The sequence below is a fragment of the Novosphingobium sp. genome (assembly GCF_037133355.1).
GTDB lineage: Bacteria > Pseudomonadota > Alphaproteobacteria > Sphingomonadales > Sphingomonadaceae > Novosphingobium.
Genome location: NZ_JBAXOI010000016.1, coordinates 1 through 16,885 on the forward strand (window position 1 = coordinate 1; position 16,885 = coordinate 16,885).

The following is a 16,885-nucleotide window of genomic DNA, read 5'->3' on the forward strand; positions in this document are numbered from 1 at the left end:
ACCTTGAATCAGAACCTACACGATTTGGGAATCCCCTTTGTCAACACAGCCTAGCGTATTCAAAATATAACCTAAATCTAAGCAATCACTGTTCGCCGAATGCAGAGGCCACAGGTTCGACTCCTGTCGGGTCCACCAGCTTTTCAATGATTTACGGTCGATCCTCCGAAGCTGCAGGAAATCGTGTGGAACGGCTTCGTGTGGGCTTGCACGTCTGTGCGCGGTTAAGCGCTCGCGGTTCTCCCGGGATTGAGCTGGTCTCCCAGAGGGATAACTGATTCTTGATCGACGTTTTTTCACTTCCTTCGCCATCCGGGCGTAATGGTTCTATGGCGTGGTGATCAAGGCTGGCGAAAGAGGAGCAAAGTGTTGGCGGGCATCAGCGTTAAAGAGCTTATGGTCGAATGCGGCGTTGCTTTCGGTACGAGCGGCGCGCGCGGTGAAGTCACCGCCATGACCGACCGGGTCTGTTACGGATACACGCAGGGCTTCCTTTCCTATCTGGCGGAGCAGGGCGAGTTCAGTCCCGGTGGGCGGGTCGCCATTGCCGGAGACCTGCGGCCCAGTACGCCGCGAATTCTGGCCGCATGCGCGCGCGCCATTCGCGATCTGGGGGGACTGCCGGTTTTCTGCGGCTACGTGCCGACCCCGGCCCTGGCGCTCTTCAGTTTTGCCGAGAGCATTCCGAGCCTCATGGTCACGGGCAGCCACATCCCGGCAGATCGGAATGGCATCAAATTCTATCGTCCGACCGGTGAAGTCCTCAAGACCGACGAGGCCGGAATGAGCCGACAGGTTCTTGCGCTGCCGGTCGATACCTTCACGCAGGATGGGGCGCTTGTTTCGAGCGAAGCGCTGCCGCCGATCACCGATGTCGAGGGTGCGTACGCCCAGCGCTATCTCGATCACTTCGGCACGGCGGCCCTGGCTGGCAAGCGGATCGGTGTCTATCAGCACTCGGCTGTCGGCCGGGATCTCCTGGCCAAAGTCCTGCTCGGGCTGGGCGCCGAGGTTACGCTGCTCGGACGGTCCGAAACTTTCGTTCCGGTTGATACCGAAGCCATTCGGCCTGCGGATGTGGATCTTGCCCGCGAATGGGCAAATGGCGGTCAGTTCGATGCCATCGTTTCCACCGATGGCGATTCCGATCGCCCCTTGCTCGCGGATCAGCATGGCACGTGGCTGCGCGGCGATGTCCTTGGCATTCTGTGTGCCGCCAGGATCGGCGCGGCTTCGGTCGTAACACCGGTCAGCAGCAATACCGCGCTGGAAATGTCCGGCCGGTTCGCGCGCTGTCGGCGCACCCGGATCGGATCACCCTATGTCATTGCCGCGATGATGGAGGAGCAGCAAACCGGCTCTCCCATTGTCTGCGGTTATGAGGCGAATGGCGGGTTCCTGCTTGGGACGGACATCCCCGGCGCCGATGGTTCGATGACCCGGGCCTTGCCGACGCGGGATGCTTTCCTGCCGATCCTGCTGGTGTTGACCGATCCTGAGGCAAGCATAACCGAACAGCTCTCGGCCCTGCCGAAGCGGTTTACCTTCAGCGAGAGGCTTACGCCGTTTCCTGCAGCGCTGAGCAAGCGCCTGTTCGATATGCTGCTGGCCGGCGGGTCCGATGAGCAGGTGGCTTTGCAAACCCTGCTGTTTGGTCACTTTGGGGGCGAAGCGCAGTCCATCGATCTTACCGACGGGGTCCGCGCCACGTTCGCAAGCGGGCTCGTCATCCACTTGCGGGGTTCCGGCAATGCCCCGGAGCTGCGATGCTATACCGAGGCGGATACCGAGGGCGGCGCGCGGGACGCAAACGGCCTCGCGCTGGGCGTGGTCCGGGCAATGCTGCTGGAAGATGCGCCAACCGCCTAGGGGTTGGGCCTTCAATCGGCAGAAAAGCTTCGATGTCAGAAGCTTGTGGCGCCGCGAGCGAGGTGGGCTAGAGCATGCGCGCTCGTATCCTGCCTCTTGCGCCGCATCCCTTACAGCGCCTTGCCCATGCGGATGATCGGCACCGCCACGCCCTCGCGCGAGGTGGCCTCGACCGCCTCGATTTCGCCAAAGCCGCAGGCCTTGTAGAGCGGCAGGCCGGCGAGCGTCGCCATCAGTTCAACCCGCGCGAAGCCCGCCGCGCGCGCTGCGTCCTCGCACAACTGCATGATGAGCTTGCCGATGCCGCGCCGGGCTTGCGCAGGATCGACATACATCGCGCGGATCTTGGCAGCGTCGGTCTTCGGATCGAGTGGCAAGGGCTCGCGGGCGACGATGCTGTCATCGCCGCCGAACAGGGTCGCGCGCCAGCTCCAACCGCCACATCCGGCGAGTTCGCCGTCCCGCTCGATCACGAAATAGGTGCCGTCTTTCACCAGCTGGGTATCGAGCCCCATGATCTGATGGCTCGCAGCGATCTGCTCGGGGCTGAGGAAGCCGCGCTGCAGTTCTTCGATCGCACGCGCCATCAGCGCACGCAGCGCGGGCAGGTCTGCTTCGCTTGCCAGCCGATGCGTCAGCCAGCCCAAGTCAGTACCCTGCGACGCTGCCCACAGGCAGACGCGGATCGATCGCGCCATAGAGGCGGTCGCGGCCCACCGGTGGCTGACCCAGCGCCGGGCCGCCAACGAGGATCGCGGCGATCTGGTTCCAGTACCGCATCGGCTCCAGCTTGTGCCCGCGCGCCTCGAGCGCCGCGCGCGTTTCGGCGCTGAGTGCGTTGGATTCCCAGAAGATCTGGTCTGGCAGCCACTGGGCATGGATACGCGGCGCGTCGGTCGCTTCGGTCACGCTCATGCCGTGGTCGATCACGTTGAGCATGACCTGCAGCACGCCGGTCGGGATATGACTGCCACCTGGCGTGCCGATCACCATGACAAGCTGGCCGTCCTTCGTGACGATGGTCGGCGCCATCGAGGAGAGCGGGCGCTTGCCAGGGGCGATGGCATTGTTGGTGCCCTCGACGAGGCCGTACATGTTGGAGGCGCCCGGCTTGGACGAGAAATCGTCCATTTCGTCGTTGAGCAGGATGCCGGTGCCTTCCGCCGTCACCCGCGCGCCGAACCAGTCGTTGAGCGTGTAGGTCAGCGAGACGGCATTGCCCGCGGCATCGACCACCGAGAAATGCGTCGTGCTCGCGCCTTCATGCCCTGTGCCCGGCACGCCGAGCGAGACCGAGGGTGTGGCCTTGTCCGCGCTGATCCCGGCGCGCAGCTGGGCGGTATAGGCGGGCGAGATGAGCTTTGCCGCGTCTGCCTTCACAAAGTCCGGATCGCCGAGACTGACGTTGCGGTCGTGGAAGGCGCGGCGCAGAGCCTCGGTAAGGTAATGGATGTTCTGCGCCGAATGCCAGCCAAGCTCGCCCATCGGATAGCCCGATAGGATACCCAGCGTCTCACACACGACGACCCCGCCGGAGCTTGGAAGCGGCGCGGAAATCACGCGATAGCCGCGGTAGTCGCATTCCAGCGGAGTGCGTTCCATCGCGCGGTAGGCGGCGAAATCGGCCTTGGTCAGGATGCCGCCGTGCGCCTTGCTCGATGTGGCGATCTTCTCGGCGATCTCGCCCTTGTAGAACGCGTCCGCCCCCTTGTCGGCGATCAGTTGCAGCATGCGGCCAAGGTCGGCCTGCATTAACCGGTGACTCTTTTCCCAAGGCTTGCCGTCATTGAGGAAGATCGCGGCGCTGGCCGGATCCTTCGCAAAATCCTCAGCGCCTTCGGCGAGGAAGGTTGAATCGCCCTGATCCATCACGAAGCCGTCCCGCGCGAGGCTGATCGCCGGAGCCATGAGCCGCGCGCGCGGCAGGACGGCAAACTTCTCGCGCGCGAGTTCCAGGCCGGCAACCGTTCCCGGCACGCCGACGGCCTTGTGGCCGCGCGTGGAGAGCAGCGGGATCACCTTGCCTGACTTGTCGAGATACATCGTCGGCGTCGCGGCCATGGGAGCGGTTTCGCGAAAATCGATGAAGCTGGTGCGTCCATCGACAAGGCGGACAGTCATGAACCCGCCGCCCCCGATGTTGCCCGCTTCGGGGAAGGTAACCGCCAGCGCGTAGGCGACCGCGATCGCGGCATCGACGGCATTGCCGCCTTCCTTCAGCACCGCGACCCCGGCGTCGCTGGCAAGGCGGTGGGCGGAAACGACCATCCCGTGCTCGGCACCCACCGGCACCGGCGATGCGGCTTCGATGCTGGTGGTGGCGGTAAGGGCGAGCGCCGCAAGGGCGGCAAAGGCGGTCTTGCGCAGGGCCATGGTCGTAATCCTCTCGCGCGCAGCTGTGCCCCCGCTTGTCCCAAAAGAAAAGGGGCGGGGAAGCCGAAACTTCCCCGCCCCGTTCTCTTTGGCCAGTGCGGCCGAACTCAGTACTTCACGCTGGCCCGGACGTACCAGAAGCCGCCGTTGAAGCCGAACGGACCGCCGTTGCGCGGATAGATCTGGCCGTCGCCGGTGCTGTTCGTCAGCGTGTAGATCGGGTTCGAGGACGAGGCCTTGATCCGGTCGGGCTTGGTGTTGAAGATGTTGTTGCCACCCACGGTCAGCTTGAAGTTGTCCATGAAGGTGTAGCTCACGTCCATGTCGGCCGTGATCTTCGCACCGAACTCCTGGCCCGGGTAGTCGCTCTCGACGCGCCACTTGCCGAAGTAGCGACCGGCGGCACCGATCGAGAAGTTGCCCATCGTCCAGTTGCCCTGGAGGTTGAGGCGATGCTTCGGAGCCAGGTTCTCGGCATCGCTGCGCTGGGCAGCACCGAGGGTGGCCGCGTCGAACTTGGTCACCTTGTTCTTGTTGTAGTTGTAGGCCAGCGTCAGGTTCAGCTTGCCGCCGGCCAGATCGGTCCGGTAGCTGCCGACCACGTCGACGCCGCGAGTGCGGATGTCGAGCGAGTTGGTGAAGAACTGGACGTTACCGCCCACGCCAACCGAGGCGAGCTCGGCGAGCTTGGCGATGTCAGCAGCGCTTACCTCGAAGGCCTTGGAGATGAAGATGCGGTCGGTCACCTTGATCTGGTATGCGTCAACCGTCAGCGTCAGTGCGCTGGTGGGCTGGAACACGAAACCGAAACCGAAGTTGGTCGACTTCTCAGGCTTCAGCGGCTTGGAGCCGAAGTACTGAGCCACCGAGCTCGTCACCGGGAAGGTGCCGACCTGCACTGACTGGCCGGCGAGGAAGTTGGTGGTCAGCACCTGGGCGTTGTTCTGACCCGGGGTCGGGGCGTGGAAGCCCGAACCCACTGTGCCGCGCAGCGCAAACTCGTCGGTCACGTGGTAGATGCCGTTGAACTTGTAGACGAAGCGCCCGCCAAACGAGTCATAGTGCTCGTAGCGGCCTGCCGCGCCCAGGGTCAGCTCCTTGGTAACGTCGGCTTCTGCGCCGACGTAAACGCCGTAGCTGTTCTGGTGGTTGGTGCCGGCATACTTGGGCGCCGTGCCGCCGTAGCCGCTCGCCGCCGGGTCATAGACCGCGGTCTTCTCGCCGGTCGGAGCGAAAACGCCCGGAGCGGTCTGGGTGTAGAGGTCATGCGCGATCGCATAGGGACCCGCACCGTAGGACTGGAAGTCGCCTTCGGTCGCGGTGTAGCTTTCGCGGCGGAACTCGGCGCCGCCTGACAGCGTGATCGGGCTGGCAAGCCCGGCCTCGACTGCATAGGTCAGGTCGAGGTTGGCATCGAATTCCTTCTGGATCAGCTTGCCGAACTCGAAGCTGGTCTGCGAGTCCGCCCCGAACGAGGGGCTGATCGAGTTGTACATCGACAGGTCGAGCTGGTTCCGGCTCAGCGAGGCAGAGAGGTCATAGGTGAAGCCGCCGTCGGTCTTCCCCTTGTAGCCGGCCGTGCCATAGGCCTCGTCGGTCTTGCCGACGAAGATCGGCGTGAAGCCGCCCGGATAGATCGATGTCAGGTTGAAGACGTTGCCGTCCTTGACATAGCCGCCTGCGGGGCAGGTCACGTTGCCAGTGGGGCACTGCGTCTTGTAGTATGGCACCTGGAAGAACGAGCGACCACCGATCGTGCCGGTTTTGAGCGTGCCGCTGCCGTCGTCATACTCGAAGCTGCTCGAGCCCTGGTACGAGGAGCGGAAGTTGAAGCTCTGCTCGGCCTTGCTGTGTGCGAAGTTGCCGAACGCATAAATCTTGCTGTTGTCAGTGACTTCGTAGGCTGCATTGACGATGGCCTTCCAGCCCTCGCTCGGCGAGTTGCCCCAGATCTGCGCGGGCAGCGGGTAGAACGGGAGCTTGTCGGCCAGCGTAGGGTTCTCGGCCGCGAAGCGTGCCGCGATCGGACGGGTCACACCGCGGCTGGTGCGGCCGTCGTTGTTGTACTCGGCCGAAACGTTGATAAAGCCGCGGTCCGACTTGAGGCCGGCGTTGCCAGCGATCTGGTAGCTCTTGCCGTCGCCGCCGTTGTCGAAGAACTGGCCATAACGGCCGACGAGCTCGAAGCCGGCGTTGTCGCGCAGGCCGTAGTTCAGCACGCCTGCGATAGCGTCCGAACCGTACTGGGCGGTCGCGCCATCACGCAGCACTTCGAGGCCCTTGATCGCGATGGCGGGGATCGCCGAAATGTCGGGACCTTGCGAGCCGAACGAAAGGCCGGTGTCGCCACCGTTGTAGACCTGGACGAGCGCCGAACGGTTGTAGCGCTTGCCGTTGAGCATGACGAGCAGCTGGTCGCCCGGCAGGCCGCGCAGCGAGGGCGCACGCACGAAGGTCGAGGCGTCTGAAATCGAGTTCTGGCCGACGAAGAACGACGGAACCAAGTTCTTGACCGAGTCGAGCAGATTCGCGGTGGGCTGCGTGGTGAGGTCCGCCGCGCTGATCACGTCGATCGGCGAGGCCGAGTCAGCAACGGTGCGGTCGGTACGGCGGGTGCCGATGACGACGATGCTCTGGGCTGCAGCAGCATCATCCGGCGCGGCAGCGGCTTCTTGCGCAAAGGCGGCCTGCGGGGCGGCAATGCCGGCGAAGGCTGCGGCCGAGGCCAGCAGCGCGCCGCGCAGGGCAAGGTTGGAAAGATTTCGCACGATAGGGTACCCCCTGAAAGGAAGCAGCCGGGCGCGTGGGCACCCCGGTCTGCACTCTGTTGAAGCGCGCAGTGGATATTCTCTCGGTTGAAAGTGTAAACAGGCTTGCGGTGCAATCCGCATGCCGCAGGTGCGAAAGCATCCGCTGTGTGACATTTTTGCTATTGCGGGTGCGGTGCGGCCACAGACATTTTTGTTAGGAGTGCGACTCTTCGCCCATGGCTCCCTGCGAGAGCCGAATCGGATGAACCTGCCGCGCGTCCATGCAGATTTGCCCGGCCCCGTGTGGCGCTGCAGTGCATCGGCTGGCCGAATTGACTCGTCCCGGCACGGCACGGCTTGACGCAGGGAAATGACTAATTTTCAATGTGATGAACCCAAATTCCGGGCGAATCCTCGCTGCGGCCCTGAACACCGGCTTAACGGTATGGACACCAAACCGTCACGGGCGCGTGCAAGGGCATGGAGGACCGTCAGTCAGGGGCTTGTCCCCGGGAGAGCCTTGTCATGTCCGCCGCCCGCTCCGTCACCATCATCGATCCGCGCGCCGGCCATATCGCCGCGCTGGTTGCCGGGCTTCCGGCGGGCGAGGCGGTCCTCGTGCTCGACGGCACTCGCGACGGTCTCGGCCAGATCGCCGCACTGCTTGAAGGCATGGGCCCGGTCGACGCGCTGCACATCGTCGGGCATGGCAGCGCGGGCGCACTCTATCTCGGCAGCAGCGCGGTCGATGCGGCTGCGCTCGCCGCGCATGCCGATGATCTTGCCGCAATCGGCCGGCATCTCGCGCCTGGCGGCGATATCCTGCTCTATGGCTGCAATGTCGCAGCGGGCGATACGGGTGCGGCTTTCCTCACCGCTTTCGGCGCGCTGACCCATGCCGACGTCGCCGCCAGCACCGATGTGACAGGCGCCGCCGCGCTCGGCGGCAACTGGACGCTCGAGGCACACTCTGGTTCAATCGAGGCCCATGCCCTGGCCTTCGCCGCGTTCCAGGGCACGCTCGCCACGATTGACGGTGATGGTAGCGCGAATGTGCTCACCGGCACCACCGGCGACGATGTGATCAATGGTTTCGGCAGCAACGACACGATCAGCGGCCTTGGCGGCAACGACGAGATCGACGGCGGCACCGGCGCAGATCAGATGACCGGCGGCACGGGTGATGATGTCTACTATGTCGACAACACTGGCGACGTGGTCACCGAAGCCTTGGGCGAAGGCACCGACCTCGTCTACTCTACCATATCACTCGCGCTTGGGCCCAACGTCGAGAACCTCACTCTGCTCGGCAGTTCGGCGATCAACGCGATCGGCAACTCGCTGGACAATGCGCTCACCGGCAATTCGGGCGCCAACCTGCTCAACGGCGGCCTTGGCAACGACACGCTCGACGGCAAGGCCGGCAGCGACACGATGATCGGCGGCAAGGGCGACGACACTTATGTCATGAGCTCGGCAAACGACATCGTCATCGAAAGCGAGTTCGAGGGCAACGACACCATTCAGGCCGGCTTCTCCTACGCGCTAGACAAGAACGTCGAGAACCTTCTGCTTCTGGGCACTGGCGATTTCAGCGGTGTCGGCAACGTGCTGAACAACACGCTGACCGGCAACGACGGGGCCAACATCCTTTCGGGGGAGGACGGCAACGACACGCTTGTCGGCGGGGGCGGGGGGGACACGCTGATCGGCGGCACCGGTTCCGACATGATCGACGGCGGCACGGGCGCCGACGCCATGATCGGCGGTTCGGGCAACGACTCCTACGTGATCGACAACCCCGACGACGTGATCGTCGAGGAAGTGAACCAGGGCGTCGATACGGTCATGGTCGGAACCGACTTCACGCTTGCCGACGATTTCGAGAATCTCACGCTGACCGGCGGCGCCGCGGTGAACGGCACAGGGACCGGGGTGGACAATGTTCTGGTCGGCAACAGCGCGGCCAACACGCTGGTCGGCCTTGGCGGCAACGATTCGCTCGATGGCGGCGCGGGCGACGATACGCTGATCGGCGGCGCCGGGGATGACCGTTACACGATTGATTCGACAGGTGACCTCATTGTCGAGAGCCCGGGCGAGGGCAACGATACAGTCAGCGCCAGCGTGACCTATACCCTTGTCGACGATGCCGAGAACCTTACACTCACCGGCGCGGCGGCCATCAGCGGCACCGGAAATGCGGTGACCAACGTCTTGGTTGGCAACGACGCTGCCAATACGCTCATCGGCCTTGGCGGCAACGACACGCTCAATGGCGGCAAGGGAGCCGATACCCTGGTCGGCGGCGAGGGCGACGATACCTACATCGTCGACGATGCCGGGGACACGGTGACCGAGACCACCGGCAACGACACCGTGCGTGCCTCGATCACCTGGACGCTCGGCGCCAATGTCGAGAATCTGGTGCTGACCGACAAGGCCGCGATCAACGGCACCGGCAACGCACTTGCCAATACGATCACCGGCAACGAAGGCGCGAACGTGATCGACGGCGGCGCCGGTGTCGACGTCATGAACGGCGGCCTCGGCGCCGATACCTATTACGTCGACAATTCCGCTGACACGGTGGTCGAGTCAGTCCGCGGCAGCGGCACCGATATCGTCTTCGCCGCGGCTTCGTTCGTGCTCACCGATTATGTCGACAACCTCACCCTCACCGGCAGCGCCGACATCAACGCCACCGGCAACTCGATCAACAACGTTATCACCGGCAACAGCGGTCGAAACGTGATCGAGGGTGGCGGTGGCAAGGATGCGCTCGATGGCCGCGACGGCGGCGATCTTTATATCCTCACCACGCCGCGCGATCAGGTCCAGGGCGAGATTCAGGATACCGGCGCCTCGGGCACCGATGTGGTGCGCGTCGCTTTCACCACGCTTGGCTATGCCACCTTCAACGAGAAGGACACAGGCATCGAGACGATCGAGATCGGCACCGGCACCGGCGCCACGGCCGATAGCAGCGGCATCGTGGCGATCTCGGTCTCGGCCAGCAAGGTACTGAATGCGGTCACCATTATCGGCAATGCGGGCAACAACCGCATCACCGGTACGGCCTTTGCCGACACGCTCGATGGCGGGCTGGGCATTGATTCCATGACTGGCGGCGCGGGCGATGACACCTACTATGTCGACAATATCAAGGACCGGGTGAGCGAGCGCAGTAATGCCGGGAACGATACGGTCATTGCCTCGGTCAACTTCAAGCTGGGCACAGGGGTCGAGACGCTGGTCCTGACCGGCTCGGCCGATCTTTCGGGCGTCGGTGGCAGTGATGCCAACACGATCACTGGCAACACTGGCAACAACAGTCTGGACGGCGGCCGCGGTGACGACATCATCAGCGGCCTCGGTGGCAGCGATCGGCTGATCGGCGGCGCTGGTGCCGACCGGCTCGAGGGCGGCACCGGCGCCGACGCGTTCGTCTTCGATGCCCGGCCCAAGGCTGGCGATGCTTTTGATACGATCGTGGATTTCAGCAGCGCCGAAGGCGACACGATCGAGCTGGTCGCGAGCGCCTTCCGTGGGCTTGGCAAAGTGCTCGGGCCGATCAGCGCCGATCAGTTCTGGTCGGGCGCCGGGGTCACGCAGGTCCACGACGCGACCGACCGCGTGCTCTACGATACCTCGACCGGCAATCTCTGGTACGATCCCGACGGCCTCGGGATCTTCGCTCCGATCCAGATCGCGCAGCTCGGCGTGGGCGCGCATCCGGCGTTGTCGCACACGGATATCTTCCTCGTCGCCTGACGAGACGCAGGCGACGATTCTGCAAGTTGCCATTCAGTATCCATTGGCCGATGGCAAGATATCCCGCTCGCGGCGCCAGGGAACCGACGGGCGTGCACGCAAGGAAGCGCTGATGGCTGTCGCAAGAGTTTACCACATGGCGGCTCGGGAAACGCTGGGTGACGCGCTGGCCGTTGCCCTGCACGATCTGAAAAAGGAGTTGCGGGCCAACACGGATTGCAGCGAGGTCTACTGGTTCCGCGATCTTGAAAACCGGCATCGCTTTCTTTTCATCGAGATATGGGACTCTAGCGAGGCTCACAAGGCCTCCAACGGCAAGATTGGCGGCGATGTGTTGGCGCACATCGCCGCAGCTTGCATCGAGATGCCTGAAGGCTCCTACGAGGAAGTGCTTCACTAGCCCCGCCAGCTTCTGGCGTGGCGAATCCGGGCTGTCCCAGATCCTTGCAATCACTGGAAGCCTGCCTTCCGGTTTGCCCGTCTGGCGAGACTTGAACCCCGCGCTAGAACTGCGGCACAGCGATCCAGCTGAAAGGCCCGCATCATGACCAGCCCGACCGATCACGCTTTCTCCCCCGCCGTGCGCGCGGCGCAGCGGCGCAAGGGGTCCGATGCGCATTACGCCGGCATGATCATGGCGGACAGGGTCGATGCACGCCTCGCCGCCTTTGTCGGGCAAGTGCGCAGCTGCTATCTCGCCAGCGCCAGCGCTGATGGGCAGCCTTATGTACAGCACCGCGGCGGCCCGGCGGGCTTCCTCAAGGTTCTGGACGAGCACCGCCTCGCCTTCGCCGATTTTCGCGGCAACCGGCAATATATCTCCACCGGCAACTTCGCCGAGAACCCCAAGGCCTTCCTCTTCCTGATGGACTACGCCAACCGCCGCCGCATCAAGCTCTGGGGCGAGGTGCAGGTGATCGAGGGTGACGAGGGCCTCAACGCCGCGCTCGCGGTGCCCGGCTACCGCGCGCAGGTGGAACAGGCGGTGGTTTTCACCATCAAGGCGTGGGACATGAACTGCCCGCAGCACATTCCCCGCCTGATCCCCGCCGAAGAGGTCGCCGAGATCGTCGCGGCGCGCGATGCACGCATCGCCGCGCTCGAGGCACAGCTCGCCGAGCTTTCAAAAACTGGAACCTAAACTTCCAGACTATCCCCCTACCGGACGGGAGCCCGGCTTCCTAAATAGGTCTCACAGCCGCCGGTTTCTCCTTCCCTTCCCGGCGGCACGTTGTCCCCCGCGCCTTGTCCCTGGGCGTTTGGGGCGCCAAAGCACCCGGGCAGGACCCTTCCCCCCGCACCCCTGCCCGGGTGCCCATTTTCATCGCTGCCGCCCGCCCGCCGCACCGGAGTGCCTTGTCATGTCGCGTCCACCCCTGCCGCCCTTCACTGCCGAAACTGCCGCCGAGAAAGTCCGCCTCGCCGAGGACGGCTGGAACAGCCGCGATCCTGCCCGCGTCGCGCTCGCCTATACCGAGGACAGCAGGTGGCGGAACCGCGCCGAGTTCCTTGAGGGCCGCGCCGCGATCGAAGCCTTCCTCACCCGCAAGTGGGCGCGCGAGCTGGACTACCGCCTGATCAAGGAACTCTGGGCGCACGCCGGCAATCGCATCGCGGTGCGCTTCGCCTATGAATACCACGACGACAGCGGCCAGTGGCTGCGCGCCTACGGTAACGAAAACTGGGAATTCGACGAACACGGCCTCATGCAGCGCCGCATCGCCAGCATCAACGAACACCCCATCCGCGCCGAGGACCGCCGCTTCCACTGGCCTCTCGGCCGCCGCCCCGACGACCACCCCAGCCTCAGCGCGCTGGGCTTCTGAAAGCCAGACCGATGAAACCCGCCCGCACACGCACCCGCACCCAACTGCCCGTCCTGCACCTCTGCTTCGAACGCCTCCGCGCCCGCCCCGATTGGCTGGAAAGCTGGCTGATCGGCTGGGCGCTGCTCCTCGCCTGGGGCGCGTTCGCGTTCCTGGTGGTCCCCGCAGGCCTCACCGCCACTGTCGCGCAGGCGGTGTACTTCGCGGGGCTGTTCCCGTGGATCCTGCTGCCGGTCGTCGCGGCTTCCGGCTCGAAGCCCTGCGGCAAGGGTTAGGCTACCGACCTGCCCTTCGTCGCCCCGTGCTTGACACGGGGCTTGGCCCTTCTACCGGCGCGGCGTCAATAGCAGAAAGCCAGGGCCCGGATCGCGTTCGGGCCGACGAGTTCATCTGAGGTCATCACGTTGCAGCCGCGGTCGACGGATACAGCGACCGGCAGAGCGGCTGGGTTTGGTGGTTAGCTGCCGTTTCGCTTCTGGCGCACAAAACGCCCACGAATGTATGTCCAAAGCACTGGACGTAAGGTCAGCGCGAAGTCGAACCCTCCCTCATAAACCCGTATGGTAGGTCGACTGAACTTGTCGCTCGTGAAGTCCGGCTCCCTGTGCCAGCTTGCAAACTCACCAACTTTCCTGACGCCATTGTCGGTGATGCGCCAAACCCGGACGCGGTAGGCTGACCCTCCTGCCCACTTGGAATAAAGTAGACCGTTTTCGTCAGCAAACATGCCCATGGGACTATCGCCGATGGTTTCGCTGTAATTTATCGGATGGGAGCATTTGGCTAGGCACTTGATCTGGATCTTGTAACCTTCGGCAAGATCTCCCTCTACTGTTGCGAGGAATGAGGCTTGCTCGGCGTCAACGCGGAGTGATGCCACTGGAGTGGGTTGAACAGCGCCTAGGGCGAGAGCGGCAAAAAACCAATGCAACATTGAGTGAGACCACCACCTCGTCAAATGTCCGCAATCGGGCGCAAACGGCCCTTCGCATTCCGCCAACCACCCTAAACCGCACAAGCCCCCGACCTGATCAAAAACCGCTGCTCGCGCCCATTATCAAGGCTGAACATGCCCCCACGGCCGGGCACGGCATCAAGCAGCAAATCGACCGCCTCGCCCGCCGCGCTCCACGCCTCGAACTGGCGCACGCCGATATAGAACGGCGCTTCCCCCACATGCCCCAGCAGCACGTCGCTTTCGCCCACGCGAAATTCGCTCGCAGGGTAGCACATCGGGGAGGAGCCATCGCAGCAACCGCCCGATTGGTGAAACAGCACCGACCCATGTTCGGCAATGATCTCGCCAAGCAGGGCCAATGCCGCAGGGGTCGCAGAAACGCTCATCCCGTCAGAAGAAGCCCAGCGCCTTCGGGCTATAGCTCACCAAGAGGTTCTTGGTCTGCTGGTAGTGGTCCAGCATCATCTTGTGGTTCTCGCGCCCGATGCCCGATTGCTTGTAGCCGCCGAAGGCCGCGTGCGCGGGATAGGCGTGATAGCAGTTGGTCCACACGCGCCCCGCCTGCACCGCACGGCCCGTCCGGTATGCCTGCGTGCCGCTGCGCGTCCACACGCCCGCGCCAAGGCCATAGAGCGTGTCGTTGGCGATGGCATGCGCGTCATCGGCGTCCTTGAAGGTCGTCACCGCCACCACGGGTCCGAAGATTTCCTCCTGGAACACGCGCATCTTGTTGTGGCCTTCAAGGATCGTCGGCTTCACGTAGAAGCCGCCCGCCATATCGCCCGGCATCACATTCCGCTCGCCGCCGGTCAGCACCTTGGCGCCTTCGTTCCGGCCGATCTCGAAGTAGGAGAGGATCTTCTCCAGCTGCTCGGATGACGCCTGCGCGCCGATCATCGTCGATGCATCGAGCGGGCTGCCCTGCACGATCTTTTCGACGCGGGCGATCGCGCGCTCCATGAACTTGTCGTAAATCGATTCCTGGATCAGCGCACGGCTCGGGCAGGTGCAGACCTCGCCCTGGTTGAGCGCGAACATCGCAAAGCCTTCGAGCGCCTTGTCGAAGAAGTCGTCATCCGCATCCATCACGTCGGCAAAGAAGATGTTGGGCGATTTGCCGCCGAGTTCCAGCGTCACCGGGATCAGGTTCTCGCTGGCATATTGCATGATCAGGCGCCCGGTCGTCGTCTCGCCGGTAAAGGCGATCTTGGCGATGCGGCGGCTCTGCGCGAGCGGCTTGCCCGCTTCTAGGCCGAAGCCGTTGACGACGTTGAGCACGCCCGGCGGCAGTAGATCACCGACGAGTTCCAGCAGCACGTGGATCGAAGCCGGGGTCTGCTCGGCGGGCTTGAGCACCACACAGTTGCCCGCCGCGAGCGCCGGGGCGAGCTTCCACACGGCCATCAGGATCGGGAAGTTCCAAGGGATGATCTGCCCCACGACGCCCAGCGGTTCGTGGAAGTGGTAGGCCACAGTATCATGGTCGATCTCGGAAATGCCGCCTTCCTGCGCGCGGATGCAGCCGGCGAAATAGCGGAAGTGATCGATCGCCAGCGGCATGTCCGCCGCCATCGTCTCGCGGATCGGCTTGCCGTTGTCCCAGGTCTCGGCGGTCGCCAGCAGGGTGAGGTTGGCTTCCATGCGGTCGGCAATACGGTTCAGGATCAGCGCGCGCTCACCGGCGCTGGTCTTGCCCCAGGCGTCCTTGGCGGCGTGCGCGGCATCGAGCGCGGCCTCGACGTCTGCGGCGGAGGAGCGCGCCAGCGTGGTGATCGTCTGGCCGGTGATCGGCGAGGGATTGTCGAACCGGCGGCCATCTGCGGCATCAACCCAGCGTCCGCCGATATAGTTGCCATAGTAGTCCTTGTAGGGGTGCGGGGGCAGCTGGCCGGTCATGGTCGTTCCTCTCGTTTGTCCCGCCGGGTCTGGCGCCCGGGCGTGGGGGCGTGGCGTTGCCGCCGGGGCGGCCATTCCACCGGCGAACTCTATCGCTGGCGAGCGCGGAAACAAGGGCTTGCCTGAAAGCGGCGGCGATAGCCCTGTCCTGCAGCGTGGGCTCCGACGCGAATCGAACCGACAAGCGAAAACCCGCGCCAATGCCGTGGAGATGTCGATGTGGGATAAGGGAAACTGGAGCGGGCGAAGGGATTCGAACCCTCGACCCCAACCTTGGCAAGGTTGTGCTCTACCCCTGAGCTACGCCCGCTCGTGCGTTTCGGGCCAGGATGCAAAGCACCGCGGCCGGGGTGAAGCGCGCCCTTAGCGGGCCTGTGAAACCCGTGCAACTGCAAAAATGCGGCGAAGCGTCCCAGCCCCAATTCGGCGGCAACAGGCGGGGCTGTGCCCTTGAATGCCCTTGCCGAACGTGTCCGCAATCCCACATGGTGATTCCACAGTTGGACATCAGCAGACCGGAGACCTCCATTGGCAAGCCTTGGCCTCAATCTTGACGAACAGAAGGCGGTGGATCGCTTCCGCAAGGCTGTGGTCGAGCCTTCGATGACCAAGCTGGTCGTGCTCGATTTCTGGGCCGAATGGTGCGGGCCGTGCAAGGCGCTAACCCCGGTCCTTGAAAAGGTCTGCGGCGAGTATGCCGAGAAGGGCGTCGTCCTCGCCAAGATCAATGTGGACGAGGAACAGTTCATCGCCGCGCAGTTCCAGGTGCGCTCGATCCCGACCGTCTACGCCATGTTCCAGGGCCAGCCGGTGGCGGACCTCACGCCCGCACGCAGCGAATCGCAGCTGCGCCAGATGCTCGATCAGATGCTGGCGCGCCTGCCCATCCAGGCGGGCGAGGAACCCGCGCAGGACCTCGCGCCGCTCCTCGCCATGGGAGATGAAATTCTGGCCGAAGGCGATGGCGAGCGCGCGGTGGGCATCTTCTCGCAGATCGCCGAGATCGCGCCCGAAAGCGCGGCCGCCCAGTCCGGCCTGATCCGCGCGCTGATCGTGGCGGGACACAAGGACGAGGCTGCCGAAGTGCTCGCCGCGCTCGATCCGAAGCTCGCCGAAGATCCTGCGCTGGCGCAGGCGCGCTCCGCCCTCGCGCTTGCCGTGGATGCGCCCGAGCCGAGCGAACTCGATGGTCTGCGCGCTGCGGTCGCCGCCAATCCGGGTGACATGGATGCCGAGCTCGCGCTCGCCAACGGGCTCTATGCCGCAGGCGACCGCGATGGCGCAGCCAGCCTGCTGTTGTCCATGGTCGCGCGTGATCGCACGTGGAACGAGGGCGCGGCGCGCACTCGCCTGCTCCAGATCTTCGAGGCGATCGGGCTTGAGGATGCCTGGGTGGCCGCCACGCGGCGCAAGCTCTCCACCGTGTTGTTCGGCTAAGG

At 64.3% G+C, this 16,885-nt stretch carries 13 protein-coding genes and 1 tRNA gene; 7 read left to right on the forward strand and 7 right to left on the reverse strand.

The window, feature by feature from the left end; genetic code table 11:
• The first annotated feature begins 366 nt into the window (after positions 1-366).
• Positions 367-1,869 carry a phosphomannomutase gene (locus WCL10_RS15095; protein ID WP_336896493.1) on the forward strand — a complete coding sequence of 501 codons (1,503 nt, stop codon included), beginning with the start codon at positions 367-369 and terminating at the stop codon, positions 1,867-1,869.
• Between the two features lie 110 nt (positions 1,870-1,979).
• Here the strand turns inward: WCL10_RS15095 and WCL10_RS15100 are convergent, their stop codons facing one another.
• From WCL10_RS15100 to WCL10_RS15110, 3 genes are all read right to left on the reverse strand, one after another.
• Positions 1,980-2,516 carry a GNAT family N-acetyltransferase gene (locus tag WCL10_RS15100; protein ID WP_336896494.1) on the reverse strand — a complete coding sequence of 179 codons (537 nt, stop codon included), beginning with the start codon at positions 2,514-2,516 and terminating at the stop codon, positions 1,980-1,982.
• A 1-nt stretch (position 2,517) separates the two neighbouring features.
• Positions 2,518-4,242 carry a gamma-glutamyltransferase gene (gene ggt / locus WCL10_RS15105; RefSeq protein WP_336896495.1) on the reverse strand — a complete coding sequence of 575 codons (1,725 nt, stop codon included), beginning with the start codon at positions 4,240-4,242 and terminating at the stop codon, positions 2,518-2,520.
• Positions 4,243-4,349: 107 nt separating this feature from the next.
• Positions 4,350-7,010 (reverse strand): TonB-dependent receptor, encoded by a 2,661-nt coding sequence (locus tag WCL10_RS15110; RefSeq protein ID WP_336896496.1) that lies wholly within the window; start codon positions 7,008-7,010, stop codon positions 4,350-4,352.
• A 507-nt stretch (positions 7,011-7,517) separates the two neighbouring features.
• On the opposite strand from WCL10_RS15110, the gene WCL10_RS15115 reads away from it, so the two are divergent.
• The 5 genes from WCL10_RS15115 (at position 7,518) to WCL10_RS15135 (ending at position 12,867) form a co-directional block, all read left to right on the forward strand.
• A complete protein-coding gene (locus WCL10_RS15115; protein ID WP_336896497.1) occupies positions 7,518-10,766 on the forward strand; it encodes a DUF4347 domain-containing protein in 3,249 nt (1,082 codons plus the stop codon).
• 112 nt (positions 10,767-10,878) lie between these two features.
• Positions 10,879-11,166 (forward strand): antibiotic biosynthesis monooxygenase, encoded by a 288-nt coding sequence (locus WCL10_RS15120; RefSeq protein WP_336896498.1) that lies wholly within the window; start codon positions 10,879-10,881, stop codon positions 11,164-11,166.
• Between the two features lie 144 nt (positions 11,167-11,310).
• Positions 11,311-11,907: a pyridoxamine 5'-phosphate oxidase family protein gene (locus tag WCL10_RS15125; RefSeq protein WP_336896499.1), complete on the forward strand. Its 597-nt coding sequence runs from the start codon at positions 11,311-11,313 to the stop codon at positions 11,905-11,907.
• 220 nt (positions 11,908-12,127) lie between these two features.
• Complete coding sequence (locus WCL10_RS15130; protein WP_336896500.1) at positions 12,128-12,592, forward strand: nuclear transport factor 2 family protein; 465 nt, start codon at positions 12,128-12,130, stop codon at positions 12,590-12,592.
• 11 nt (positions 12,593-12,603) lie between these two features.
• On the forward strand, positions 12,604-12,867 hold the full coding sequence (locus WCL10_RS15135; RefSeq protein WP_336896501.1) for a hypothetical protein: 264 nt from the start codon (positions 12,604-12,606) through the stop codon (positions 12,865-12,867).
• Positions 12,868-13,049: 182 nt separating this feature from the next.
• Here WCL10_RS15135 and WCL10_RS15140 read toward each other — a convergent pair whose 3' ends face one another.
• From WCL10_RS15140 to WCL10_RS15155, 4 genes are all read right to left on the reverse strand, one after another.
• A complete protein-coding gene (locus WCL10_RS15140; RefSeq protein WP_336896502.1) occupies positions 13,050-13,472 on the reverse strand; it encodes a hypothetical protein in 423 nt (140 codons plus the stop codon).
• Between the two features lie 125 nt (positions 13,473-13,597).
• The gene (locus WCL10_RS15145) at positions 13,598-13,936 is read right to left on the reverse strand and encodes a DUF779 domain-containing protein (RefSeq protein ID WP_336896503.1); all 339 of its coding nucleotides are present in this window, start codon (positions 13,934-13,936) and stop codon (positions 13,598-13,600) included.
• 4 nt (positions 13,937-13,940) lie between these two features.
• A complete protein-coding gene (gene adh / locus WCL10_RS15150) occupies positions 13,941-15,446 on the reverse strand; it encodes an aldehyde dehydrogenase (RefSeq protein ID WP_336896504.1) in 1,506 nt (501 codons plus the stop codon).
• A gap of 235 nt (positions 15,447-15,681) precedes the next feature.
• Positions 15,682-15,756 (reverse strand) — tRNA-Gly (locus tag WCL10_RS15155).
• Between the two features lie 218 nt (positions 15,757-15,974).
• Here WCL10_RS15155 and WCL10_RS15160 point away from each other — a divergent pair.
• Positions 15,975-16,883, forward strand: a complete 909-nt coding sequence (locus tag WCL10_RS15160; protein ID WP_336896505.1) for a tetratricopeptide repeat protein — start codon at positions 15,975-15,977, stop codon at positions 16,881-16,883.
• Positions 16,884-16,885: the final 2 nt, after the last annotated feature.

Coding starts and splice junctions, on each gene's coding strand:
- ggt (WP_336896495.1), bottom strand. CDS start 4,242: ATGGCCCTGCGCAAGACCGCCTTTGCCGCCCTTGCGGCGCTCGCCCTT.
- WCL10_RS15115 (WP_336896497.1), top strand. CDS start 7,518: ATGTCCGCCGCCCGCTCCGTCACCATCATCGATCCGCGCGCCGGCCAT.
- WCL10_RS15120 (WP_336896498.1), top strand. CDS start 10,879: ATGGCTGTCGCAAGAGTTTACCACATGGCGGCTCGGGAAACGCTGGGT.
- WCL10_RS15125 (WP_336896499.1), top strand. CDS start 11,311: ATGACCAGCCCGACCGATCACGCTTTCTCCCCCGCCGTGCGCGCGGCG.
- WCL10_RS15130 (WP_336896500.1), top strand. CDS start 12,128: ATGTCGCGTCCACCCCTGCCGCCCTTCACTGCCGAAACTGCCGCCGAG.
- WCL10_RS15135 (WP_336896501.1), top strand. CDS start 12,604: ATGAAACCCGCCCGCACACGCACCCGCACCCAACTGCCCGTCCTGCAC.
- WCL10_RS15145 (WP_336896503.1), bottom strand. CDS start 13,936: ATGAGCGTTTCTGCGACCCCTGCGGCATTGGCCCTGCTTGGCGAGATC.
- adh (WP_336896504.1), bottom strand. CDS start 15,446: ATGACCGGCCAGCTGCCCCCGCACCCCTACAAGGACTACTATGGCAAC.